At 59.2% G+C, this 21,106-nt stretch carries 33 protein-coding genes; 3 read left to right on the top strand and 30 right to left on the bottom strand.

Going from position 1 to position 21,106, the window contains the following annotated elements; all coding sequences use genetic code 11:
* Positions 1–221: 221 nt before the first annotated feature.
* Positions 222–521, top strand: a complete 300-nt coding sequence (locus AF71_RS13800; RefSeq protein ID WP_245267949.1) for a lysozyme inhibitor LprI family protein — start codon at positions 222–224, stop codon at positions 519–521.
* Positions 522–556: 35 nt separating this feature from the next.
* Here AF71_RS13800 and ilvD read toward each other — a convergent pair whose 3' ends face one another.
* Complete coding sequence (ilvD, locus tag AF71_RS13795; RefSeq protein ID WP_018857098.1) at positions 557–2,395, bottom strand: dihydroxy-acid dehydratase; 1,839 nt, start codon at positions 2,393–2,395, stop codon at positions 557–559.
* 325 nt (positions 2,396–2,720) lie between these two features.
* Here ilvD and msrP point away from each other — a divergent pair, with 325 nt between their 5' ends.
* Together msrP and msrQ are read left to right on the top strand one after the other, a co-directional pair.
* Complete coding sequence (gene msrP, locus AF71_RS13790) at positions 2,721–3,668, top strand: protein-methionine-sulfoxide reductase catalytic subunit MsrP (protein ID WP_018857099.1); 948 nt, start codon at positions 2,721–2,723, stop codon at positions 3,666–3,668.
* A complete protein-coding gene (gene msrQ, locus AF71_RS13785) occupies positions 3,668–4,324 on the top strand; it encodes a protein-methionine-sulfoxide reductase heme-binding subunit MsrQ (RefSeq protein WP_018857100.1) in 657 nt (218 codons plus the stop codon). Before msrP ends, msrQ begins: the two co-directional genes overlap by 1 nt.
* Positions 4,325–4,361: 37 nt before the next feature.
* Here the strand turns inward: msrQ and AF71_RS13780 are convergent, their stop codons facing one another.
* The 29 genes from AF71_RS13780 to tuf form a co-directional block, all read right to left on the bottom strand.
* Positions 4,362–4,745, bottom strand: coding sequence for a VOC family protein (locus AF71_RS13780; protein ID WP_026371776.1), 384 nt, complete (start codon positions 4,743–4,745; stop codon positions 4,362–4,364).
* Between the two features lie 261 nt (positions 4,746–5,006).
* Positions 5,007–5,432 (bottom strand): 50S ribosomal protein L17, encoded by a 426-nt coding sequence (gene rplQ, locus AF71_RS13775; RefSeq protein WP_018857102.1) that lies wholly within the window; start codon positions 5,430–5,432, stop codon positions 5,007–5,009.
* A gap of 45 nt (positions 5,433–5,477) precedes the next feature.
* Entirely contained in the window at positions 5,478–6,488 is a 1,011-nt protein-coding gene (locus tag AF71_RS13770) for a DNA-directed RNA polymerase subunit alpha (protein WP_007531694.1), read from the bottom strand.
* 100 nt (positions 6,489–6,588) lie between these two features.
* Positions 6,589–6,978 carry a 30S ribosomal protein S11 gene (gene rpsK, locus AF71_RS13765; protein ID WP_003547577.1) on the bottom strand — a complete coding sequence of 130 codons (390 nt, stop codon included), beginning with the start codon at positions 6,976–6,978 and terminating at the stop codon, positions 6,589–6,591.
* Positions 6,979–7,112: 134 nt separating this feature from the next.
* Positions 7,113–7,481 (bottom strand): 30S ribosomal protein S13, encoded by a 369-nt coding sequence (gene rpsM, locus AF71_RS13760; RefSeq protein WP_016553566.1) that lies wholly within the window; start codon positions 7,479–7,481, stop codon positions 7,113–7,115.
* A 219-nt stretch (positions 7,482–7,700) separates the two neighbouring features.
* Complete coding sequence (locus tag AF71_RS13755; RefSeq protein ID WP_169681783.1) at positions 7,701–8,351, bottom strand: adenylate kinase; 651 nt, start codon at positions 8,349–8,351, stop codon at positions 7,701–7,703.
* Complete coding sequence (gene secY / locus AF71_RS13750; RefSeq protein WP_018857104.1) at positions 8,348–9,688, bottom strand: preprotein translocase subunit SecY; 1,341 nt, start codon at positions 9,686–9,688, stop codon at positions 8,348–8,350. Before secY ends, AF71_RS13755 begins: the two co-directional genes overlap by 4 nt.
* A 239-nt stretch (positions 9,689–9,927) precedes the next feature.
* Positions 9,928–10,401, bottom strand: coding sequence for a 50S ribosomal protein L15 (gene rplO, locus AF71_RS13745; RefSeq protein WP_016553563.1), 474 nt, complete (start codon positions 10,399–10,401; stop codon positions 9,928–9,930).
* Between the two features lie 15 nt (positions 10,402–10,416).
* Positions 10,417–10,626, bottom strand: coding sequence for a 50S ribosomal protein L30 (gene rpmD, locus AF71_RS13740; protein ID WP_018857105.1), 210 nt, complete (start codon positions 10,624–10,626; stop codon positions 10,417–10,419).
* A gap of 14 nt (positions 10,627–10,640) precedes the next feature.
* The gene (gene rpsE, locus AF71_RS13735; RefSeq protein WP_007531680.1) at positions 10,641–11,210 is read right to left on the bottom strand and encodes a 30S ribosomal protein S5; all 570 of its coding nucleotides are present in this window, start codon (positions 11,208–11,210) and stop codon (positions 10,641–10,643) included.
* Positions 11,211–11,342: 132 nt separating this feature from the next.
* The gene (gene rplR, locus AF71_RS13730; RefSeq protein WP_018857106.1) at positions 11,343–11,705 is read right to left on the bottom strand and encodes a 50S ribosomal protein L18; all 363 of its coding nucleotides are present in this window, start codon (positions 11,703–11,705) and stop codon (positions 11,343–11,345) included.
* Positions 11,706–11,717: 12 nt separating this feature from the next.
* On the bottom strand, positions 11,718–12,251 hold the full coding sequence (gene rplF / locus AF71_RS13725) for a 50S ribosomal protein L6 (RefSeq protein ID WP_018857107.1): 534 nt from the start codon (positions 12,249–12,251) through the stop codon (positions 11,718–11,720).
* Between the two features lie 42 nt (positions 12,252–12,293).
* The gene (gene rpsH, locus AF71_RS13720; protein ID WP_004674934.1) at positions 12,294–12,692 is read right to left on the bottom strand and encodes a 30S ribosomal protein S8; all 399 of its coding nucleotides are present in this window, start codon (positions 12,690–12,692) and stop codon (positions 12,294–12,296) included.
* 12 nt (positions 12,693–12,704) lie between these two features.
* A complete protein-coding gene (rpsN, locus tag AF71_RS13715; RefSeq protein ID WP_003573787.1) occupies positions 12,705–13,010 on the bottom strand; it encodes a 30S ribosomal protein S14 in 306 nt (101 codons plus the stop codon).
* A 32-nt stretch (positions 13,011–13,042) separates the two neighbouring features.
* The gene (gene rplE, locus AF71_RS13710; RefSeq protein ID WP_016553557.1) at positions 13,043–13,600 is read right to left on the bottom strand and encodes a 50S ribosomal protein L5; all 558 of its coding nucleotides are present in this window, start codon (positions 13,598–13,600) and stop codon (positions 13,043–13,045) included.
* A complete protein-coding gene (gene rplX, locus AF71_RS13705) occupies positions 13,600–13,902 on the bottom strand; it encodes a 50S ribosomal protein L24 (RefSeq protein ID WP_007531676.1) in 303 nt (100 codons plus the stop codon). Before rplX ends, rplE begins: the two co-directional genes overlap by 1 nt.
* A gap of 12 nt (positions 13,903–13,914) precedes the next feature.
* A complete protein-coding gene (gene rplN, locus AF71_RS13700; protein WP_018857108.1) occupies positions 13,915–14,283 on the bottom strand; it encodes a 50S ribosomal protein L14 in 369 nt (122 codons plus the stop codon).
* Between the two features lie 260 nt (positions 14,284–14,543).
* Positions 14,544–14,783: a 30S ribosomal protein S17 gene (gene rpsQ, locus AF71_RS13695; protein ID WP_007787739.1), complete on the bottom strand. Its 240-nt coding sequence runs from the start codon at positions 14,781–14,783 to the stop codon at positions 14,544–14,546.
* An 11-nt stretch (positions 14,784–14,794) separates the two neighbouring features.
* Positions 14,795–14,995, bottom strand: a complete 201-nt coding sequence (rpmC, locus tag AF71_RS13690) for a 50S ribosomal protein L29 (RefSeq protein WP_007531673.1) — start codon at positions 14,993–14,995, stop codon at positions 14,795–14,797.
* A 12-nt stretch (positions 14,996–15,007) separates the two neighbouring features.
* The gene (rplP, locus tag AF71_RS13685) at positions 15,008–15,421 is read right to left on the bottom strand and encodes a 50S ribosomal protein L16 (protein ID WP_003573792.1); all 414 of its coding nucleotides are present in this window, start codon (positions 15,419–15,421) and stop codon (positions 15,008–15,010) included.
* 33 nt (positions 15,422–15,454) lie between these two features.
* Complete coding sequence (gene rpsC, locus AF71_RS13680; protein WP_018857109.1) at positions 15,455–16,174, bottom strand: 30S ribosomal protein S3; 720 nt, start codon at positions 16,172–16,174, stop codon at positions 15,455–15,457.
* Complete coding sequence (gene rplV, locus AF71_RS13675) at positions 16,174–16,563, bottom strand: 50S ribosomal protein L22 (RefSeq protein WP_018857110.1); 390 nt, start codon at positions 16,561–16,563, stop codon at positions 16,174–16,176. The genes rpsC and rplV overlap by 1 nt, the downstream gene beginning before the upstream one ends.
* Positions 16,564–16,565: 2 nt before the next feature.
* On the bottom strand, positions 16,566–16,844 hold the full coding sequence (gene rpsS, locus AF71_RS13670; protein WP_007531666.1) for a 30S ribosomal protein S19: 279 nt from the start codon (positions 16,842–16,844) through the stop codon (positions 16,566–16,568).
* Between the two features lie 15 nt (positions 16,845–16,859).
* Entirely contained in the window at positions 16,860–17,696 is an 837-nt protein-coding gene (rplB, locus tag AF71_RS13665) for a 50S ribosomal protein L2 (protein WP_018857111.1), read from the bottom strand.
* A gap of 11 nt (positions 17,697–17,707) precedes the next feature.
* Complete coding sequence (locus tag AF71_RS13660) at positions 17,708–18,001, bottom strand: 50S ribosomal protein L23 (protein ID WP_016553551.1); 294 nt, start codon at positions 17,999–18,001, stop codon at positions 17,708–17,710.
* Entirely contained in the window at positions 17,998–18,618 is a 621-nt protein-coding gene (gene rplD, locus AF71_RS13655; RefSeq protein WP_007531661.1) for a 50S ribosomal protein L4, read from the bottom strand. The genes AF71_RS13660 and rplD overlap by 4 nt, the downstream gene beginning before the upstream one ends.
* Before the next feature lie 13 nt (positions 18,619–18,631).
* Positions 18,632–19,273 carry a 50S ribosomal protein L3 gene (gene rplC / locus AF71_RS13650; protein WP_025659906.1) on the bottom strand — a complete coding sequence of 214 codons (642 nt, stop codon included), beginning with the start codon at positions 19,271–19,273 and terminating at the stop codon, positions 18,632–18,634.
* Positions 19,274–19,307: 34 nt separating this feature from the next.
* The gene (gene rpsJ / locus AF71_RS13645; RefSeq protein WP_003547547.1) at positions 19,308–19,616 is read right to left on the bottom strand and encodes a 30S ribosomal protein S10; all 309 of its coding nucleotides are present in this window, start codon (positions 19,614–19,616) and stop codon (positions 19,308–19,310) included.
* Positions 19,617–19,927: 311 nt separating this feature from the next.
* On the bottom strand, positions 19,928–21,103 hold the full coding sequence (gene tuf / locus AF71_RS13640; protein ID WP_018857113.1) for an elongation factor Tu: 1,176 nt from the start codon (positions 21,101–21,103) through the stop codon (positions 19,928–19,930).
* Positions 21,104–21,106: the final 3 nt, after the last annotated feature.

The following is a 21,106-nucleotide window of genomic DNA, read 5'->3' as shown; positions in this document are numbered from 1 at the left end:
CATCGCGCTCGAAGCATGTTGCACCTCTGCCCCATTCCTGGTGCCCAAGCTGTTGAAGCGCCGTTCGCCCACCGATTCCTTTAAGCCAAAGCAGGACCCGTCCTTGCCGCGTCGGCCAACTGCATCATGTTTGTCGCTGGACCCAATGAAACAGGAACTGATGCATGAGAGCTTTTCACCCCACGCTTTTCCCCGTCGCAGCATTCACCCTTTCAGCGCTCATGGCAGGCGCTTCCCATGCCGCGAGCTTTGATTGCGACGCAAAGGAACTGAAGCCGGATGAAACAGTGATCTGCGAAAACCGCGCGCTGAACGATGCCGATGTGAAGATGGTAACGACGTTCAACCTGCTGTCTGGGCTTATGGCGATGGGCTCGCGCGGCACCTTGCAGGACGAGCAAACGGCCTGGCTCAAGAAACGCCAGGAATGCGCCGCAGACGCGGCATGCATCAAGGCTGCCTATGACGAGCGCCTGAAACAGCTCGATGAAACCTACAAAAAAATAAACCGGCCGCTTTAGCGACCGGTCTATTTCACATTCTCTTGACAAGAAGCTCAGCGGCTGCCGAGATCGCGAACGGCTCCCCGATCGGCGCTGGTTGCGAAGGCGGCATAAGCCTTCAGCGCCGTCGTGACGTTGCGCTTGCGCTGCTCGGCCGGATGCCAGCCCCTCTCCTCCTGCTCGGCACGACGGTTCGCCAGCTCCTTGTCGTCGACGCGCAGGCTGATGATGCGGTTCGGGATGTCGATGTCGATCATGTCACCTTCGCGAACCAGACCGATCGTACCACCGTTTGCCGCTTCCGGCGAGACGTGGCCGATGGAAAGCCCGGAGGTGCCGCCGGAGAAGCGGCCGTCGGTGATCAGCGCACAAGCCTTCCCGAGGCCCTTCGATTTCAGGTAGCTCGTCGGATAGAGCATTTCCTGCATGCCGGGGCCACCCTTCGGGCCCTCGTAGCGGATGACGACGACATCGCCGGCAACGACCTGGTTCGACAGGATGGCCTTCACGGCCGCGTCCTGGCTTTCGTAGACCTTGGCCGGGCCGGAGAACTTCAGGATGGATTCGTCAACGCCTGCCGTCTTCACAATGCAGCCGTCAAGCGCCAGGTTGCCCTTCAGAACAGCAAGACCGCCGTCCTTCGAGAACGGATGCTCCACGGAGCGGATAACGCCCTTTTCGCGGTCCGTGTCGAGATCGTCCCAACGCGCTTCCTGACTAAAGGCGACTTGGGTGGGGATGCCGCCGGGCGCGGCGCGGTAGAAGTTACGGACCGTCTCGCTGTTGGTGCGGGTAATGTCCCAGCGGTCGATCGCGTCGCCGAGCGTTTCGGCATGGACCGTCGGGCATTCGCGGTTCAGCAGGCCGCCCTTGTCCAGCTCGCCGAGGATCGACATGATGCCGCCGGCGCGGTGAACATCTTCCATATGGACATCACTCTTTGCCGGTGCGACCTTGGAGAGGCAGGGAACGCGGCGCGACAAGGCGTCGATGTCGGCCATCGTGAAATCGATCTCGCCTTCGTGAGCAGCCGCGAGGATGTGCAGGACGGTATTCGTCGAACCACCCATGGCGATATCGAGGGCCATCGCGTTCTCGAACGCCTTCTTGGACGCGATCGTGCGCGGCAGAGCCTTGACGTCGTCCTGCTCGTAGTAACGGCGCGCGAGATCGACGATCAGGTGACCAGCTTCGACGAACAGGCGCTTGCGATCGGCATGCGTTGCGAGCGTCGAGCCGTTGCCGGGCAGCGACAGGCCGAGCGCTTCGGTCAGGCAGTTCATGGAGTTGGCGGTAAACATGCCCGAGCACGAGCCGCAGGTCGGACAGGCAGACCGTTCGATGACCTTGACGTCCTCATCACTGATCTTGTCGTCGGCGGCGGCAACCATGGCGTCGACGAGGTCGAGCGCGTGGGTCTTGCCATGCAGGACGACCTTGCCGGCTTCCATTGGGCCACCGGAGACGAAGACGGTCGGGATGTTGAGGCGGAGTGAGGCCATCAGCATGCCGGGCGTGATCTTGTCACAGTTGGAGATGCAGACCATCGCGTCGGCGCAGTGGGCGTTGACCATGTATTCGACGCTGTCGGCAATCAGTTCGCGCGACGGCAGCGAATAGAGCATGCCGTCATGGCCCATCGCGATGCCGTCGTCGACGGCGATCGTGTTGAATTCCTTGGCGACGCCACCAGCAGCTTCGATTTCGCGGGCCACGAGTTGACCAAGGTCCTTGAGATGGACGTGGCCAGGCACGAACTGGGTGAAGGAGTTCACCACCGCAATAATCGGCTTGCCGAAATCCGAATCCTTCATGCCCGTGGCGCGCCAAAGGCCGCGCGCACCCGCCATGTTGCGGCCGTGGGTCGTGGTTCTGGAACGGTAGGCTGGCATTGGCGTATTCCTTACGTGTCGGAAATCGTCGGCGATTGCGGGTCGCAGGCTTCAAGCGGCCGGGTTGTCGCCGTTTTTTGGAATTGTCCTAATCCAAACGGTGTGGGCTGTCACTACCGGGAAGGCCGAAACCGGTACGCTTCGGCTCCTGGGCACATCGAGCTTATACGGTCACGGCAGTCGTTTCGTTACAGACTATTGCATCAAGCAGCGAACACAAAAAGTTGGCTTTTCGCAGCCGTGCCTGTGGGCATAAACAATGATCTAAAGATGTGTTTAATGCGTTGAAGGTTTATACCGAGCTTACTTGCTCAGGAGGTTTCCGATGCCAGCCTATCGCCCCCCCAAGATCGCATCCTCGGAGATTACGCCGCAACAACTCTATCTGCGCCGCCGCGAATTCCTCGGCGCTGCGACGCTGGGCGCCATGGCGCTGTACGGAGCCGGCAAGGCCAGTGCAGCGGCACTGTCGGTCGTCGAAAGCAAATATACGGTCGATGAGAAGACGACACCCCTGAAGGACGTCACGACCTACAACAATTTCTACGAATTCGGCCTGGATAAGGGCGATCCCGCTGCGCTCTCCGGCGACTTTAAACCGCTGCCTTGGACGATTAAGGTTGACGGCATGGTCAACAAGCCCGGCACGTTCGATGTCGAAGCGCTGATCAAGGAATTCCCGATCGAGAGCCGCACCTACCGCATGCGTTGTGTCGAGGCGTGGTCGATGGTCATTCCGTGGGATGGCTTTCCGCTTGCTTCCCTGCTCAACAAAGTCGAGCCGCTCGGAAGCGCAAAGTACGTCGCCTTCGAAACGGTCGTGCGGCCAGAAGAGATGCCGGGACAGAAAGGCATCTTCCAATCGCTCGACTGGCCCTATGTCGAAGGCCTGCGGCTCGACGAAGCGCGTCACCCACTCGCCCTGCTCGCCGTCGGTCTTTATGGTCAGACCTTGCCGAACCAGAACGGCGCGCCGATCCGGCTGGTCGTGCCATGGAAGTATGGCTTCAAGGGCATCAAGTCGATCGTCCGGATCACCCTGACGGATAAGGAGCCGAAGAACACCTGGCAGGTGACCAATCCCCAGGAGTATGGCTTCTTTGCCAACGTCAATCCGGAGGTCGATCACCCACGCTGGAGCCAGGCGACGGAACGGCGCATCGGCGAAAGCGGCTTTTTTGGCGCCAGCCGCCACCCCACCCTGCCGTTCAACGGCTATGCCGACGAGGTCGCCAGCCTCTATAGCGGCATGGATCTTCGGAAGAACTTCTGATGCCGGGATTTTCGCTCAGCCTTGCGAAGCGGTGGCAATCGGCCTCTGTCTGGGCGCTCTATGCCATCGGCCTGTTGCCCGCCGCATGGACCTTCTATCTCGGCGCGACCGATCAGCTCGGCGCCGATCCGGTAAAGACCTTCGAACTGTTCCTCGGCCTTTGGGCGATCCGCTTCCTTATCCTGACGCTCGCCGTCAGCCCTGCCCGCGATCTGTTCGGCTGGAACTATCTGCGCTATCGCCGCGCGCTTGGGCTCCTCTGTTTCTATTACGTGGCGATGCATTTGACTGTTTACATGGTGCTGGACCAGGCACTTGATCTCTCAGCTGTGCTCAACGACGTGCTGAAGCGGCCCTTCATCATGTTCGGCATGGCCGGGTTCGTCATGCTCGTTCCGCTTGCCGTGACGTCGAACAATCTTTCGATCCGCCGCCTCGGACCGAACTGGGTCCGGCTGCATCGCCTCGTCTACATCATCGCCGCTGCCGGCGCCGTACACTTTGCGCTATCGACGAAGGTCATCGACCTCGAGCAATACGTCTATGTCACGGTGATCATCCTGCTGATCCTCTACCGCTCATGGCGGCCGATCGCGCGGAGCAGGAAACGCGGCCAGGGCCGCCAGCGCACACGGGCTGCAGCGACCGCCTCATGATTTGCGCACGCTCCTTCGACTATCGGCTAGCGACCAATCACGATTCTGTCGCTGGCTGATTGATCATGGCTTCGATGTTGTAGCCATCGGGATCGAGAACGAAGGAGGCGTAATAGCCTGATGCATATTGTGGGCGTGGGCCGGGGGCGCCATTGTCCTTTGCGCCAGCATCAAGCGCGGCGTGATAAAACGCATCAACTTCGGCCTTGCCTCGAGTGCGAAAGGCGACGTGCACACTCGTCAAAGGCGGCTGGCTGTCGACCTGCTGGATCTCGAAAAGGCACCCATTGCCGATATCGAAGGCCCAGAACACGCTCTCCTTTCCGAAGGAAAGTTTGTATCCTAGCGGTGCAAGCGCCTTCTCATAGAAGAGCTTGCTCTTTGCCAAGTCACTCACAGCAACGGTTATATGGTCTATCAAGCGCCCACTCCTTGAGACGTTGGCGGGAACACCAAGCTAGCTCCGATCTCAAGACTGCTCAACATGCCAAGCGGCAGCACGATACAGCATTGGCCTGCGGCTGCATCCAAGGGCAGCGATCCGCTCCTGAATACGCCTTGTCTTGGTGGAAACACGACGACCCCGTCCACGACCGCCGTCTCCCGTGCCCAGCAAGGGCTACAAACGAAAACAGCCGGGCTTTGCAGCCCGGCTGTTTTGCTTCCGGCAAACCGGAAAGGATTAAGCGGCTTCAGCTGCAGCAGCTTCGGCTTCAACGCGAGCCTTGTCGGCTGCGCCCTTGGCGTAGGTGTCGCGGTCAACGAACTCGATGACGGCGAGAGCGGCGTTGTCGCCCTGGCGGAAGCCAGCCTTCATGATACGCAGGTAACCGCCGTTGCGGGTTGCGTAGCGCGAAGCGATCGTGTCGAAGAGCTTCGAAACAACAGCGGCGTCGCGGATCTGCGAGATCGCCTGACGACGAGCATGCAGGTCGCCCCGCTTGCCGAGGGTGACGAGCTTTTCAACGATCGGACGGATTTCCTTTGCCTTCGGCAGGGTCGTCACGATCTGCTCATGGGTGATGAGCGAAGCCGCCATGTTGGCAAACATTGCCTTGCGGTGGCTAGCGGTTCTGTTCAGCTTGCGGCCGGATTTACCGTGGCGCATTGCTATTCTCCTTCACATGCAGGCATCTCGCCCGCCGTTTGATGGTTAGTATTGGTCTTCGTAGCGCTTGGCGAGATCTTCGATGTTCTCAGGCGGCCATGCCGGCACTTCCATGCCGAGGTGCAGGCCCATGGAAGCGAGAACTTCCTTGATTTCGTTCAGCGACTTGCGACCAAAATTCGGCGTGCGGAGCATTTCTGCTTCGGTCTTCTGAATGAGGTCGCCGATGTAGACGATGTTGTCGTTCTTCAGGCAGTTTGCCGAGCGAACGGACAGTTCGAGTTCGTCCACCTTCTTGAGGAGCGCCGGGTTGAAAGCGAGTTCGGTGACGGCTTCTTCTTCGGCTTCCTTCTGCGGCTCGTCGAAGTTGACGAACACGCCAAGCTGATCCTGGAGGATGCGAGCCGCGAAAGCGACGGCATCTTCGCCGGAGATCGAACCATCGGTTTCGATCGTCATGTTCAGCTTGTCGTAGTCGAGAACCTGTCCTTCGCGGGTGTTTTCAACCTTGTAGGACACCTTCTTGACCGGCGAATAAAGGCTGTCGACCGGGATGAGACCGATCGGAGCATCTTCCGCACGATTGCGGTCGGCCGGAACGTAGCCCTTGCCGTTGTTGACGGTGAATTCCATGCGGATTTCGGCGCCCTCGTCGAGCGTGCAGATGACATGCTCGGGGTTGAGGATTTCGATATCGCCGACCGTCTGGATGTCGCCAGCCGTTACAACGCCCGGGCCCTGCTTACGCACGACCATGCGCTTTGCGTCATCGCCATCCATCTTGATGGCGATTTCCTTGATGTTGAGGACGATGTCCGTGACGTCTTCGCGGACGCCCGGGATCGACGAGAACTCATGCAGCACGCCATCGATCTGCACAGCCGTCACTGCGGCACCGCGCAGCGAGGACAGCAGAACGCGGCGAAGCGCGTTGCCGAGGGTGAGGCCGAAACCGCGCTCCAGCGGCTCTGCTACGAGCGTCGCCTTGGTGCGCGAGCTCGAAGAGAACTCGACCTTGTTCGGCTTGATCAATTCCTGCCAGTTTTTCTGAATCATATTTTTGCCTTCCGTTCGTTACCACCATCCAATCGTGGCAACCGAGCTTGAGAAGCACCGGGAGCGAAAACCCGCTCACCGGTGTTGTGAATGGCGATGATCAGACGCGGCGCTTCTTGCGCGGGCGGCAACCATTGTGCGGGATCGGCGTCACGTCACGGATGGACGTGATCATGAAACCAGCAGCCTGGAGCGCGCGCAGAGCGGATTCACGACCCGAACCCGGGCCGCAAACTTCGACTTCCAGCGACTTCATGCCATGTTCCTGAGCCTTCTTGGCGCAGTCTTCAGCAGCGATCTGAGCAGCGAACGGGGTCGACTTGCGCGAGCCCTTGAAGCCCTTGGCGCCAGCAGACGACCAGGCAATGGCGTTGCCCTGAGCGTCGGTGATGGTGATCATCGTGTTGTTGAAGGTCGAGTTGACGTGGGCAACACCCGACGAAATGTTTTTACGTTCGCGACGACGAACGCGTACGGCTTCCTTGGCCATTTAAATCCCTTTCTTGGATCTCTGCACCGCCGTAATACCAGCGGCTACACCGGAACGAGACCTTACGGCCCTGCCCCAAACTCAAAAGAGGCCGGCGCAGACCGCCAGCCCCCTCACCTCCGGTTTCCCGGAAATTACTTCTTCTTACCAGCGATGGCCTTTGCCGGACCCTTGCGGGTGCGGGCATTGGTGTGCGTGCGCTGGCCGCGGACCGGAAGGCCACGACGATGACGCAGGCCACGGTAGCAGCCGAGGTCCATCAGACGCTTGATGTTCATCGAGGTTTCGCGACGCAGATCGCCTTCGACCTGATAGTCACGGTCGATGGTTTCACGGATCTGCAGAACCTCGGAGTCCGTCAGCTGATGGACGCGCTTGTCAGCCGACAGGCCAACCTTCTCCATGATTTCCTGCGCGAATTTTGGACCGATCCCGTGAATGTAGGTCAGCGCGATAACGACGCGCTTCGCAGTCGGGATGTTGACGCCAGCGATACGTGCCACGCCTATTCTCCTTGCGTTCCCGTTGCCATCCGGCAAGAGGCTTTTCGTTATGCAGCCGAACCGGCCGCTCGTTCAGATTTGGGTTCGTACATGTCAAAACGACCGAACCCGGACTTCTCTGGAAATCCGCGCCGATCGCATAAATGTCGCGAGTTGGCGCGGTGTTTAGCGGAATCAGTGCTGAAAAGCAACCGCTTCCGCCAAGTTTATTTTCAAAGACTAAAGCTTCGAAAGTATCTTATCGATCTCGCTGGTGACGTGATCGATATCCGCCATGCCATCAACCGACTTCAGCTTGCCCTTGGCATAGAAGTAGCCGATCAATGGAGATGTTTCCTTGTAGTAAGCCTGCAGGCGCGTGACGACCGTTTCGCGGTTGTCATCCGGGCGCCGCTTGAAGTGAGTCGAACCGCAGCGGTCGCAAACGCCTTCAATCTTCGGCTTGACGTTGGTGTCGTGATAGCCTGCACCGCAGTTGGCGCAGGTATAGCGTCCCGAGACACGGTCAGCGAGGACGTTGTCGTCAACCTGGATCTCGATCACGGTCGAGAGCTCAAGACCCTTGCTTTTCAGAATGGCTTCCGTTGCGTCGGCCTGAATCAGCGTGCGCGGGTAACCGTCGAGAATGAAACCCTTGGTGCAGTCCGGTGCATCCAGACGCTCGGAGACGATGGCATTGACAATCTCATCGGAAACAAGCTTGCCAGCATCCATGACGGCCTTTGCACGCTTGCCCACCTCCGTGCCAGCCGCAACGGCAGCACGCAGCATGTCACCCGTGGAAAGTTGCGGAATTCCGTACTTCTCCACGATCCGCTGAGCCTGGGTCCCCTTACCCGCGCCCGGCGGCCCTAACAGTATGAGTCTCATCGCCCCCTCTTTCCTCCGCGCAACTTCGATTTCTTGATCAGGCCTTCATACTGCTGTGCGATCAGATGACCCTGAATCTGCGCCACCGTATCGAGAGTTACGCTAACCACGATCAAGAGCGAAGTGCCACCCAAGGACAAAGGAATGCCCGTCTGAGACACAAGAATTTCAGGCAGAATGCACACGAAGACGAGGTAGATCGCGCCAATCACCGTAATGCGGGTCAGCACGTAGTCGATATACTCAGCAGTCCGCTCGCCCGGGCGAATACCCGGGATGAAGCCGCCATGCTTCTTCAGATTGTCGGCGGTGTCCTTCGGATTGAAGACGATAGCGGTATAGAAGAAGGCGAAGAAAGCGATCAGCAGGCCGTAGAGCAGCATATAGAGCGGCTGGCCGTGGCCGAGCGCGGCGACGATCGAGGTCGCCCAGGCCGGCAGTGCGGTCGTGTTGGCAAAGCCTGCAACGGTCGCCGGCAGCAGCAGCAGCGAAGACGCGAAGATCGCCGGGATAACGCCCGAGGTGTTGAGCTTCAGCGGCAGGTGCGACGTGTCGCCCTGGAACATGCGGTTGCCGACCTGGCGCTTCGGATACTGGATCAGCAGGCGGCGCTGCGCACGCTCGACGAAAACGATGATCGCGATAACGGCGATCGCAATGACGATGACGGCGAGAATCAGCGTCGTCGACAGGGCGCCGGTGCGGCCAAGTTCGAGGGTGCCGGCAAGAGCCTGCGGAAGGCCTGCGGCGATACCGGCGAAGATGATCAGCGAGATGCCGTTGCCGATGCCGCGCGAGGTGATCTGCTCGCCGAGCCACATGAGGAACATCGTGCCGCCGAGCAGGGTCACGACCGTCGAAATGCGGAAGAAGATGCCAGGATCGACAACAAGGCCGTTGCCGCTCTCAAGACCGACGGAAATGCCGTAAGCCTGAAGCGCACCGAGGAGTACCGTGCCGTAGCGCGTATACTGGTTGATGATCTTGCGGCCCTGTTCGCCTTCCTTCTTCAGGTTTTCGAGCGCCGGAACGACCGAAGTCATCAGCTGCACGATGATCGAAGCGGAAATGTAAGGCATGATGCCGAGCGCAAAGATTGCCATGCGCTGCACGGCGCCGCCCGAGAACATGTTGAAGAGGCCGAGAATGCCGCCTGCCTGGCCACGGAAGGCCTGGGCATAAGCTTCTGGATTGAGGCCGGGGAGCGGAATGTGGGTACCGAGCCGGTACACGAGGAGAGCTGCCAGTGTGAACCACAGGCGCTTCTTGAGATCCTCGGCTTTGGCGAAGGTCGAGAAATTGAGGTTAGAAGCCAACTGTTCCGCTGCAGACGCCATGCGATTCTCCGCGCTACCAATTCCGGGCTCTAGCCAAGCGAGGTGCAGGACCCGGTATCAGCATTCTGAATTATTCAAAAGCGGGTTTCGGACGGATTGCGAACGCAACCTATGCCTCACCCTTGTGTTCGTTCCTACCGTCCATGACGCACGTGCGTTCAGCCGGTTTTTGTGAGGCTCACATATGGGAGCAAAATCGCCCGGTGTGAAGCACCCCGGGCGACTTATCATAAGATTAATTATTCTGCAGCTGCGGCAGAAAGAAGCGTGACGGAACCGCCAGCTTTTTCGATCTTTTCGACAGCCGGCTTGGAAGCGCCAGCAACTTCGAACTTGACCTTTGCCTTCAGCTCGCCGTCGGCGAGAACGCGAACGCCGTCCTTGACGCGACGGATAACGCCGGCAGCCTTGAGAGCTGCTGCATCAACCGTGGACTTGGCGTCGAGCTTGCCAGCGTCGATCGCAGCCTGAACACGCTCAAGCGACACGACGACGAAGTCGGCCTTGAAAATGTTGTTGAAGCCGCGCTTCGGCAGGCGACGGTAGATTGGCATCTGACCGCCTTCGAAACCATTGATAGCGACGCCGGAACGGGACTTCTGACCCTTCACACCGCGACCACCGGTCTTGCCCGAGCCCGAACCAATACCGCGGCCGAGGCGCTTGCGGCTGTGGGTCGAACCTTCGTTGTCTTTAATTTCATTGAGTTTCATAGCGAATCTCCCGGCTTACTTCTCGTCGACGACGCGAACGAGATGCTGGACAGCACGGATCATGCCACGAACGGAAGGAGTATCTTCCAGCGTGCGGCGACGGTGCATCTTGTTGAGTCCGAGGCCGATCAGCGTGCGCTGCTGGACGTCCGGACGACGAATCGGGCTGCCGATCTGTTCGACAATAACCGTCTTCGCTTCAGTCTTCTTGGTAGCCTTAGCCATCTGTCAGACTCCTCTTATTCTTCAGAGGCATTGCCAGAAGCGGCACGGCGAGCCTGGAGCGTTGCATACTTGATGCCGCGCTGAGCTGCGATGTCCTTCGGGTGAACCTGGTGCTTCAGAGCGTCGAAGGTAGCGCGAACCATGTTGTATGGGTTCGAGGAACCGGTCGACTTGGCGACAACGTCGTGAACGCCGAGCGTTTCGAAAACAGCGCGCATCGGACCACCGGCGATGATACCGGTACCGACCTTGGCCGAACGAAGCAGAACCTTGCCGGCGCCATGGCGGCCATGAACGTCGTGATGCAGCGTACGGCCGTCACGCAGCGGTACGAAGATCAGTTCGCGCTTGGCAGCTTCAGTCGCCTTGCGGATTGCTTCCGGCACTTCGCGTGCCTTGCCGTGACCGAAGCCAACGCGGCCCTTCTGGTCACCAACGACGACGAGAGCGGCGAAACCGAAACGGCGGCCACCCTTAACAACCTTGGCAACGCGGTTAATCGCGACCAGCTTGTCGACGAATTCGCTATCGCGCTCTTCACGGGCCTGGCGGTCTTCCCGCTGCGGCCTTCTTTCCTGTGCCATTGTCCTCTTCCTTTTTCTTTTCCGGGTGCAATCGGCAAACAAAACGAGGACCGCATCGGCCTCCCCTTTTCGGGACGCCTGCGGTCCGGTGATATCCGGCCGGTACCCTAAGGCTGCCGGCCGGAAACTTTATTAGAAGGACAGACCGCCTTCGCGGGCTGCTTCTGCCAGGGCCTTGATGCGGCCGTGGTAGATGAAGGCGCCACGGTCGAATACGACGTCCTTGACGCCTGCCTTCGAGGCGCGCTCAGCAACGAGCTTGCCTACGAGGGCAGCTGCTGCCGTGTCAGCACCGGTCTTCAGAGAACCGCGCAGGTCCTTGTCGAGGGTCGAGGCAGACGCAAGCGTCTTACCAGCGACATCGTCAATGACTTGAGCATAGATGTTCTTCGACGAGCGATGAACCGACAGGCGCGGACGGCCGTTGGCCACCGACTTGAGGTGACGACGCACGCGGTTGGCACGACGTGCAAGTGCTTCTTTCCTGCTAGCCATTTCGCGTGATCCTTACTTCTTCTTGCCTTCTTTGCGGACGATCCGCTCTTCGGCATACTTGACGCCCTTGCCCTTGTAAGGCTCAGGACCGCGGTATTCGCGGATTTCAGCGGCAACCTGGCCGACCTGCTGCTTGTTGATGCCGGTGACGACGATTTCCGTCGGCTTCGGCACAGTGATCGTGATGCCCTGCGGCGGCTCATACACAACGTCATGGCTGAAGCCGAGTGCCAGCTGCAGGTTCTTGCCCTGAAGCGACGCGCGGTAACCGACGCCGTTGATTTCGAGCTTGCGCTCAAAGCCGTCCTTAACGCCCTTGAAGATGTTCTCGATCATCGTGCGGGACATGCCCCACTTTGCACGAGCATTCTTCGTCTGGCTGAGCGGCGTCACGACGACCGCATTATTTTCGAGCTTCACGCCGACTTCGTCGTTTGCGACGAAGAACAGCTCGCCCTTCGGGCCCTTAGCGGTAACCTTCTGGCCATCGACCGTAGCCGTGATCCCAGCAGGCACCTGAACGGGCTTTTTACCGATACGAGACATTTTTATATCCTGTCTGTTCGCTATGGAGATCCCTGCTCAGCCTTAGAAGACCGAGCAAAGAACCTCGCCACCAACGTTCTGTTCGCGAGCCTGGTGATCGGCCATCACGCCCTTCGGGGTCGAAAGGATAGTGATGCCGAGGCCGTTCGCGACCTGCGGAATGGACTTGACCGAGACATAAACCCGGCGGCCCGGCTTGGACACACGGCCGATCTCACGGATCACCGATGCGCCTTCATAGTACTTGAGTTCGATGTTGAGCTCAGACTTGCCATTGCCGAAATCGACAACGGAGTAGCCACGGATGTAGCCTTCAGACTGCAGAACATCGAGAACACGTGCACGGAGCTTCGAAGCAGGCGTCGAGACCGACGACTTGCGGCGAGAAGCGCCGTTACGGATGCGAGTGAGCATATCGCCCAACGGATCAGTCATTGTCATCTAACCTGCTCCTTACCAGCTCGACTTGACGATGCCCGGCACCTTGCCGAGATTGCCGAGTTCACGCAGCGCGATACGCGACATGCGCAGTTTGCGGTAGTATGCGCGCGGACGGCCCGATACTTCGCAACGGTTGCGAATGCGGGTCTTGGATCCATCGCGCGGCAGGGATGCCAGCTTGATCGAGGCCTTGAACCGCTCTTCGATCGGAAGAGCCTGGTTCATGATGATCGCCTTCAGAGCTGCGCGCTTGGCAGCCTGGTTAGCGACCGTAGTACGGCGGCGCTTGTTCTTTTCAACTGCGCTTGTCTTCGCCATGTGCGGTTCCTTTTCTACGCTCGTCGTTACGGTTACTGACGGAACGGGAAGTTGAACTCTGTCAGGAGAGCCCGCGCTTCGTCGTCCTTCGTTGCCGTCGTGCAAACGATGATGTCCATGCCCCACATCTGATCAACCTTGTCGTAGTTGATCTCAGGGAACACAATGTGCTCCTTGATGCCCATGGCGAAGTTGCCACGGCCGTCAAAGCTTTTCGGGTTCAGGCCGCGGAAGTCGCGAACGCGCGGAAGCGCGATGTTCACGAGACGGTCCAGGAACTCGTACATGCGAGCGCCGCGCAGGGTGACCTTTGCGCCGATCGGCATCTGCTCGCGGACCTTGAAGCCAGCGATGGAGTTGCGTGCACGGGTGATGACCGGCTTCTGGCCGGCAATAGCGGCCAGGTCGGCTGCAGCAACAGTCGGCTTCTTCGAATCAGCCGTTGCTTCACCAACACCCATGTTGATTACGATCTTGTCGAGCTTCGGAATCATCATCTCGTTGGCGTAGGAGAACTTCTCCTGCATCGCCGCACGAATGCGCTCGACATATTCCTTCTTGAGCCGTGGCTCGTACTTTGCGTCAGCCATCAGATCACCTCACCGGAACGCTTGGCCACACGGACCTTCTTGCCGTCAACAACCTTGAAGCCAACGCGGGTCGGCTTGCCGTCCTTGTCGACGATTGCGACGTTGGACAGGTGAACCGAAGCTTCCTTGCTGATGATGCCGGCTTCCTGGCTCTGCGTCTGGCGCTGGTGGCGCTTTACGACGTTGACGCCACGAACAACGGCGCGATCTTCCTTGGGCAGAACCTGAAGGACTTCGCCGGTACGGCCCTTGTCCTTGCCTGCGAGCATGACGACCTTGTCGCCCTTACGAATCTTTTGCATCCTTCGCGCTCCTTACAGTACTTCGGGAGCCAGCGAGATGATCTTCATGTGGTTCTTGGCGCGAAGTTCGCGCGGAACCGGTCCGAAGATACGGGTGCCGATCGGCTCTTTCTTGTTGTCGATGAGGACTGCTGCATTCGTGTCGAAGCGGATGATGCTGCCATCAACGCGACGGATTTCCTTGGCGGTACGAACAACCACCGCCTTCATCACGTCACCCTTCTTCACGCGGCCGCGCGGGATCGCTTCCTTGATCGAAACGACAATAATGTCGCCGATCCCGGCATACTTGCGCTTCGAGCCGCCCAGCACCTTGATGCACATGACACGACGTGCGCCGGAATTATCCGCCACGTCGAGGTTTGTTTGCATCTGAATCATATCAGGTCGCCTTTTTGGTTTACCGGAATGGTTGGGCTTTCGCCCCCTACCCCGGCTTATGAAAATTGTCAGCCGGCCGCTTGCCACAAGGACAGGCGAAAACACGGCAATAGCTTGAATAGCGCGGGATCGATCGTGCCAGGGTGGTTTCCCGTCGGGACCTTCCGTGCGCTCAAAGCAAAAGAACGCTCGACGAACGAGCGTTCTGACGCTGCTTCATACAGATATTTCCGCGAGACGCAAGGCCTCGCGCAAAAATCTTACTTGGCCTGGGCGGAAACGACCGTCCAGCGCTTGTCCTTGGAAATCGGCGCGCATTCCTCGATGGATACGGTATCGCCGATCTTGTACTGGTTGTTTTCGTCGTGGGCCTTGTACTTCTTGGAACGACGAACGGTCTTCTGGAGCAGCGGGTGAGCGAAACGACGCTCAACGCGAACTACGACAGTCTTCTCGTTCTTGTCGCCAACGACAACGCCCTGCAGAATGCGCTTCGGCATGATGTTTTCCTTTACGCCTTTGCTTCTGCCGCCTTCTGGCGGGCAATGGTTTTCACGCGGGCGATGTCCTTACGGACTTCGTTGATGCGCGAGGACTTTTCCAGCTGACCGGTTGCCTTCTGGAAGCGCAGGTTGAACTGCTCCTTCTTCAGGTCGGCGAGCTTGTCCTTGAGCTGATCGGCCGTGAGGCCGCGTACTTCTTCGGCTTTCATGTGCCTTGCTCCTTACTCTGCAATACGCTGAACGAAGCGCGTCTTGACCGAGAGCTTGGCAGAGCCGAGGCGAAGCGCTTCACGAGCGATTTCTTCGCTGACGCCGTCGATTTCGAACATCATACGGCCTGGCTTGACCTTGCATGCCCAGTATTCGACAGAGCCCTTGCCCTTACCCATACGGACTTCGGTCGGCTTTGCGGTTACCGGAACATCCGGGAACACGCGGATCCATACACGGCCGGCGCGCTTCATGTAACGCGTGATCGCGCGGCGGGCCGCTTCGATCTCGCGTGCATTCACGCGGTTCGGCTCTTGAGCCTTAAGGCCGAATTCGCCGAAGGCCAGGTCAGAACCACCCTTGGCGACGCCCTTGATGCGGCCCTTGAATTGCTTGCGGTACTTGGTACGCTTTGGCTGCAACATTTTCTTATTCTCCGAACTTATCCACCAACGCTATTAGGCGTTGTCGCGGCGACGATCGCGATCACGGCTTGCCGGACCCTGAGCGTCACCCTCGAGTGCGCGGCGCTCGGAGGCCATCGGATCGTGCTCAAGGATTTCGCCCTTGAAGATCCAAACCTTGATGCCGCAGATGCCAAAAGCGGTTTCCGCTTCAGCTGTGCCGTAGTCGATGTCAGCGCGCAGCGTGTGCAGCGGAACGCGACCTTCGCGGTACCATTCCGTACGAGCGATTTCAGCACCGCCGAGACGGCCTGCGCAGGTGATCTTGATGCCTTCGGCGCCAAGACGCATTGCAGACTGAACGGCACGCTTCATGGCGCGACGGAAAGCAACACGACGCTCGAGCTGCTGAGCGATCGACTGTGCGACGAGCGTAGCGTCGACTTCCGGCTTGCGAACTTCAACGATGTTGAGGTGCGTTTCGGAATTCGTCATGTCCGACAGCTTCTTGCGGAGCTTGTCGATGTCTGCGCCCTTCTTGCCGATGATCAGGCCCGGACGAGCCGAGTGGATCGTGACACGGCACTTCTTGTGCGGACGCTCGATGACCACCTTGGCGATACCAGCCTGCTTCAGTTCGCTCATCACGAACTTGCGCATCTTCAGGTCTTCGTGCAGCAGCTGACCGTACTCGGCATTGTCCGCAAACCAGCGGCTATCCCAGGTACGGTTGATGCCAAGACGGAAACCGATTGGATTAATTTTCTGACCCATTATGCGGCCTCCTCTTGTGCCTGCACTTCGCGGACAACGATCGTCAGGTGCGCAAACGGCCTCTCGATGCGAGAAGCGCGGCCGCGGCCACGAGCGTGGAAACGCTTCATGACGATCGACTTGCCGACATAGGCTTCGGCGACGACCAGGGAGTCGACGTCGAGGTCGTGGTTGTTCTCGGCGTTGGCGATCGCAGACTCGAGCGTCTTCTTGACGGCGCCTGCGATACGCTTGCGGGAGAATTCCAGCTCAGCGAGTGCACGATCGACCTTCTTGCCGCGGATAACCGCAGCAACGAGGTTGAGCTTCTGTGGGCTGACGCGGAGCGTGCGGGCGACTGCTTGCGCCTCGTTGTCCTTCAGCCGGCGTTCGGCTTTTGCCTTGCCCATTGTTACTTCCTCTTTGCCTTCTTGTCCGCACCGTGACCGTAGTAGGTCCGGGTCGGAGAGAATTCACCGAATTTGTGACCGACCATGTCTTCATTGACGCTGACCGGAACATGCTTGCTGCCGTTGTAGACGCCGAAGGTGAGACCGACGAACTGCGGCAGGATCGTGGAGCGACGGCTCCAGATCTTGATTACTTCTGCACGTCCGCCTTCACGAACCTTCTCAGCCTTCTTGAGAAGATAGCCGTCAACGAACGGACCTTTCCATACTGAACGAGCCATTGGAGACTTCCTCTCTTACTTCTTACGCTGATGACGCGAGCGCATGATCATCTTGTCGGTCGACTTGTTCGACCGGGTGCGCTTGCCCTTGGTCGGCTTGCCCCACGGAGTAACCGGGTGACGACCACCAGAGGTGCGGCCTTCACCACCGCCGTGCGGGTGGTCGACAGGGTTCATGACGACACCGCGGTTATGCGGACGCTTGCCGCGCCAAACAGTACGACCGGCCTTGCCGTCGTTGATGTTGGCGTGATCCGGATTCGAAACCGCACCGATCGAAGCAAGGCAGGTGCCGTGCACGAGGCGCTGTTCGCCAGAGTTCAGGCGAAGGATCGCCATGCCCTGGTCGCGACCGACGAGCTGTGCGTAGGAACCGGCGGAGCGAGCGATCTGACCACCCTTGCCCGGCTTCATTTCCACGTTGTGGATGATGGAGCCGACCGGGATGAACTGCAGCGGCATCGTGTTGCCGGGCTTTACGTCGACAGCCTTCTCGGAAGCGATGACCTTGTCGCCGGCAGCGAGGCGCTGCGGAGCGAGGATGTAGGCCTTTTCGCCGTCAGCATAGGTCACCAGCGCAATGAAAGCCGTGCGGTTCGGATCGTATTCGATACGATCGACGGTGCCTTCAACGTCGAACTTGCGACGCTTGAAGTCGACCAGACGGTAGGTGCGCTTGTGACCGCCGCCGATGAAGCGGGCGGTGATGCGGCCGAGGTTGTTACGACCGCCGCTCTTGGTCAGACCTTCCGTCAGCGCCTTGACCGGCTTGCCCTTGTAGAGCGAGGAGCGGTCGACGATGACCAGCTGACGCTGGCTCGGGGTCGTAGGATTGAATGTTTTCAATGCCATTTTATTATTCCTCAGAGACCGGTGGAGACGTCGATCGTCTGGCCTTCAGCCAGCGTCACAACTGCCTTCTTCACGTCCTGCTGCTTGCCGACAAAACCTTTGAAACGCTTGGTCTTGCCCTTGCGGAGCAGAGTGTTGACGGCCGTGACCTTGACGCCGAACAGCGCCTCGACTGCAGCCTTGATTTCCGGCTTCGACGCCTTCTTGGCGACGTTGAAAACAACCTGGTTGTTTTCCGATACCAGCGTGGACTTTTCGGTGATCGCCGGCGAGACGATCACATCATAGTGGCGAAGGTCGGTCACTTGAAACGCTCCTCTAGAGCTTCGACGGCAGCCTTGGAAAGCACGAGCTTGCCGCGGCGCACGATGTCGTAAACGTTGATGCCCTGGATCGGCAGAACATCGATGTTCGGGATGTTCTGAGCTGCGAGCTTGAAGTTGCCATCAAGTTCAGCGCCGCCGATGAAGAGCGCGTTGGTCAGGCCGAGCGTCTCGAAAGCCGATGCCAGTGCCTTGGTCTTTGCTTCTGCAGCAACCAGGCTGTCGATGATGATGACATCGTCGGACTTCAGCTTGGCCGAGAGGGCGTGACGCAGACCGAGAGCGCGAACCTTCTTCGGAAGGTCGTGTTCGTGGCTGCGAGCGACCGGCCCGTGGGCCTTACCACCGCCGCGAAACTGCGGAGCGCGAGCCGAATGGTGACGAGCGCGGCCCGTACCCTTCTGCTTGTACATCTTGGCGCCGGTGCGCGAGACGTCCGCGCGGCCCTTTGCCTGGTGCGTGCCCTGCTGCTTCTTGGCAAGCTGCCAGCGGATGACGCGGGCGAGAATGTCTTCGCGGGGCTCGAGACCGAAAATCGCGTCAGAAAGAGAAACCTTCCCTGCGTCTTTTCCCTCGAGGGTCTTGACGTTGAATTCCATTGGTCCGGCTCCCTTACTTCGCTGCCGATTTGACGGCATCGCGCACGATGATCCAGGCACCCTTGGAACCGGGTACTGCACCCTTGATCAGGATCAGACCACGATCTTCGTCGGTCGAAACCACTTCCAGGTTCTGAGTCGTTACGCGCGTCTGGCCCATGTGACCAGCCATCTTCTTGTTCTTGAATACCTTACCGGGATCCTGGCGCTGACCGGTCGAACCGTGCGAGCGGTGCGAAACCGAGTTACCATGCGTAGCACGGCCACCACTAAAATTGTGGCGCTTCATGACGCCGGCAAAGCCCTTACCGATCGTCGTGCCCGTCACATCGACGAGCTGACCAGCTGCGAAGTGACCAGCCTTGAGCTCGGTGCCAACCTCGAGGAGATTGTCTTCCGTGACGCGGAATTCCGTAAGCTTGGCCTTCGGCTCGACGTTGGCAACAGCAAAGTTACCGCGCATCGCCTTCGACGTATTCTTGACCTTCGCCGTGCCAGCACCGAGCTGGACTGCGGCATAGCCGTTCTTCTCAACAGTGCGCTGGGCCACAACCTGGCAGCCATCCAGACGCAGTACTGTTACCGGGACATGTTCACCAGCGTCGTTGTAGACGCGGGTCATACCCACCTTCTGTGCAATCACACCTGAACGCATCGGTTCAATCCTTCCAAATCCGCTCGAGCAAGGCTCAGAGCTTGATCTCAACATCGACACCGGCGGCGAGATCGAGCTTCATCAGCGCGTCTACCGTCTGCGGGGTCGGATCTACGATGTCGAGGAGGCGCTTATGCGTGCGCATCTCGAACTGCTCGCGGCTCTTCTTGTCGATGTGTGGGGACCGGTTGACCGTAAACTTCTCGATGCGAGTCGGAAGCGGAACGGGGCCCCGGACGCTTGCGCCGGTGCGCTTCGCCGTCGACACGATCTCGCGCGTCGAAGCGTCGAGAATGCGGTGATCGAACGCCTTCAGGCGAATGCGGATATTTTGGCCGTTCATTCGACGTTATCCTTGTGTTTGTTTCCCACGTGCCTGTTAGGCAGACACGGGTTGTTCTTTTTTCCTAAGGCGGACCACCGGTTTCAAAGATCGAGAGGGGCACCGGAATGCGGCATCCCTATCCAGTCTTCAGGCCTTACGGCCACCTTATTGCTTGTTGTAGTCACCCGCTCCAATGAACGAAGCAGGGCGCAAATCGCGCTCGCGCGCCATTTGCAACATTTCTCTGTAATAAGCAAGCGGCTAGCGCCGCTTGCATCATAATAATGTCATCGAATCGGCCGCTTCAGGCGAAACGGCCGGTCTTTCGATTACTCGACGATCGAGGCGACGATGCCGGCGCCGACGGTACGGCCGCCTTCGCGGATAGCGAAGCGCAGCTTTTCTTCCATCGCGATCGGAACGATCAGCTCGACGTCTACAGTGACGTTGTCGCCAGGCATGACCATTTCCGTGCCTTCCGGCAGGGTGACGATGCCGGTGACGTCCGTCGTGCGGAAGTAGAACTGCGGACGGTAGTTGGTGAAGAACGGCGTATGACGGCCGCCTTCTTCCTTCGTCAGGATGTAGGCTTCAGCCTTGAACTTCTTGTGCGGCTTGACAGAGCCCGGCTTGCACAGGATCTGACCACGCTCGACGCCGTCACGGTTCACACCGCGAACCAGAGCACCGATGTTGTCGCCAGCCTGGCCCTGGTCGAGCAGCTTACGGAACATTTCAACGCCGGTAACCGTCGTCTTCGAGGTCGGGCGGATGCCGACGATTTCGACTTCTTCGCCAACCTTGACGATACCGCGCTCGACGCGGCCGGTCACAACCGTACCACGGCCCGAGATCGAGAACACGTCTTCGATCGGCATCAGGAACGGCTGGTCGATCGGACGCTCAGGCGTTGGGATGTAGGCGTCAACAGCTGCCATCAGCTCGCGGATCGCGTCTTCGCCGATCTTCTTGTCGGAGTCTTCGAGAGCGGCAAGAGCCGAGCCCTTGATGACCGGAATGTCGTCGCCCGGGAAGTCGTAGGACGACAGAAGTTCGCGAACTTCGAGCTCGACGAGTTCGAGAAGCTCGGCGTCGTCAACCTGGTCGACCTTGTTGAGGAACACGACGATCGCCGGAACGCCAACCTGGCGAGCAAGCAGGATGTGCTCGCGGGTCTGCGGCATCGGGCCGTCGGCAGCCGAGCAAACCAGGATCGCGCCGTCCATCTGCGCAGCACCGGTGATCATGTTCTTGACGTAGTCGGCGTGGCCGGGGCAGTCAACGTGGGCATAGTGGCGGTTCGGGGTCTCGTATTCGACGTGTGCCGTCGAAATGGTGATGCCGCGAGCCTTTTCTTCCGGAGCCGCGTCGATCTGGTCGTACGCCTTGAACTCGCCGAAGTACTTCGTGATCGCTGCCGTCAGAGACGTCTTGCCGTGGTCAACGTGGCCGATCGTGCCGATGTTAACGTGCGGCTTGTTGCGCTCAAACTTACTCTTTGCCATTTG

Source organism: Rhizobium sp. 57MFTsu3.2, assembly GCF_012932765.1.
In the GTDB taxonomy this organism is placed as follows: Bacteria; Pseudomonadota; Alphaproteobacteria; order Rhizobiales; family Rhizobiaceae; genus Rhizobium; species Rhizobium altiplani.
The sequence above is the reverse complement of the archived record's forward strand: the minus strand, read 5'-3'. Positions and strand labels throughout refer to the sequence as shown.

Excerpts from the sequence above, each read along its gene's own strand:
- tuf (WP_018857113.1), bottom strand. The coding sequence starts at position 21,103 with ATGGCAAAGAGTAAGTTTGAGCGCAACAAGCCGCACGTTAACATCGGC.
- rplX (WP_007531676.1), bottom strand. The coding sequence starts at position 13,902 with ATGCAAAAGATTCGTAAGGGCGACAAGGTCGTCATGCTCGCAGGCAAG.
- rplD (WP_007531661.1), bottom strand. The coding sequence starts at position 18,618 with ATGGAATTCAACGTCAAGACCCTCGAGGGAAAAGACGCAGGGAAGGTT.
- rplQ (WP_018857102.1), bottom strand. The coding sequence starts at position 5,432 with ATGCGCCACGGTAAATCCGGCCGCAAGCTGAACAGAACCGCTAGCCAC.
- rplP (WP_003573792.1), bottom strand. The coding sequence starts at position 15,421 with ATGTTGCAGCCAAAGCGTACCAAGTACCGCAAGCAATTCAAGGGCCGC.
- rpsK (WP_003547577.1), bottom strand. The coding sequence starts at position 6,978 with ATGGCCAAGGAAGCCGTACGCGTTCGTCGTCGCGAACGTAAAAACATT.
- rpmD (WP_018857105.1), bottom strand. The coding sequence starts at position 10,626 with ATGGCTAAGGCTACCAAGAAGACTGAAGCGAAGACGGTTATTGTCGAA.
- rpsE (WP_007531680.1), bottom strand. The coding sequence starts at position 11,210 with ATGGCACAGGAAAGAAGGCCGCAGCGGGAAGACCGCCAGGCCCGTGAA.
- rpmC (WP_007531673.1), bottom strand. The coding sequence starts at position 14,995 with ATGAAAGCCGAAGAAGTACGCGGCCTCACGGCCGATCAGCTCAAGGAC.
- rpsH (WP_004674934.1), bottom strand. The coding sequence starts at position 12,692 with ATGACAATGACTGATCCGTTGGGCGATATGCTCACTCGCATCCGTAAC.
- rpsS (WP_007531666.1), bottom strand. The coding sequence starts at position 16,844 with ATGGCTCGTTCAGTATGGAAAGGTCCGTTCGTTGACGGCTATCTTCTC.
- rplN (WP_018857108.1), bottom strand. The coding sequence starts at position 14,283 with ATGATTCAGATGCAAACAAACCTCGACGTGGCGGATAATTCCGGCGCA.
- rplV (WP_018857110.1), bottom strand. The coding sequence starts at position 16,563 with ATGGGCAAGGCAAAAGCCGAACGCCGGCTGAAGGACAACGAGGCGCAA.
- rplF (WP_018857107.1), bottom strand. The coding sequence starts at position 12,251 with ATGTCTCGTATCGGTAAAAAGCCCGTTCAGGTGCCTGCTGGGATCACG.
- rplB (WP_018857111.1), bottom strand. The coding sequence starts at position 17,696 with ATGGCATTGAAAACATTCAATCCTACGACCCCGAGCCAGCGTCAGCTG.
- msrQ (WP_018857100.1), top strand. The coding sequence starts at position 3,668 with ATGCCGGGATTTTCGCTCAGCCTTGCGAAGCGGTGGCAATCGGCCTCT.
- msrP (WP_018857099.1), top strand. The coding sequence starts at position 2,721 with ATGCCAGCCTATCGCCCCCCCAAGATCGCATCCTCGGAGATTACGCCG.
- secY (WP_018857104.1), bottom strand. The coding sequence starts at position 9,688 with ATGGCGTCTGCAGCGGAACAGTTGGCTTCTAACCTCAATTTCTCGACC.
- ilvD (WP_018857098.1), bottom strand. The coding sequence starts at position 2,395 with ATGCCAGCCTACCGTTCCAGAACCACGACCCACGGCCGCAACATGGCG.
- rpsC (WP_018857109.1), bottom strand. The coding sequence starts at position 16,174 with ATGGGTCAGAAAATTAATCCAATCGGTTTCCGTCTTGGCATCAACCGT.
- rplC (WP_025659906.1), bottom strand. The coding sequence starts at position 19,273 with ATGCGTTCAGGTGTGATTGCACAGAAGGTGGGTATGACCCGCGTCTAC.
- rpsQ (WP_007787739.1), bottom strand. The coding sequence starts at position 14,783 with ATGCCGAAGCGCATTCTGCAGGGCGTTGTCGTTGGCGACAAGAACGAG.
- rplE (WP_016553557.1), bottom strand. The coding sequence starts at position 13,600 with ATGGCTGACGCAAAGTACGAGCCACGGCTCAAGAAGGAATATGTCGAG.
- rplO (WP_016553563.1), bottom strand. The coding sequence starts at position 10,401 with ATGAAACTCAATGAAATTAAAGACAACGAAGGTTCGACCCACAGCCGC.
- rpsN (WP_003573787.1), bottom strand. The coding sequence starts at position 13,010 with ATGGCGAAGACAAGCGCAGTTGAAAAGAACAAGCGCCGCCGTACTACG.
- rplR (WP_018857106.1), bottom strand. The coding sequence starts at position 11,705 with ATGGCTAGCAGGAAAGAAGCACTTGCACGTCGTGCCAACCGCGTGCGT.
- AF71_RS13770 (WP_007531694.1), bottom strand. The coding sequence starts at position 6,488 with ATGATTCAGAAAAACTGGCAGGAATTGATCAAGCCGAACAAGGTCGAG.
- rpsJ (WP_003547547.1), bottom strand. The coding sequence starts at position 19,616 with ATGAACGGCCAAAATATCCGCATTCGCCTGAAGGCGTTCGATCACCGC.
- AF71_RS13755 (WP_169681783.1), bottom strand. The coding sequence starts at position 8,351 with ATGAGACTCATACTGTTAGGGCCGCCGGGCGCGGGTAAGGGGACCCAG.
- AF71_RS13800 (WP_245267949.1), top strand. The coding sequence starts at position 222 with ATGGCAGGCGCTTCCCATGCCGCGAGCTTTGATTGCGACGCAAAGGAA.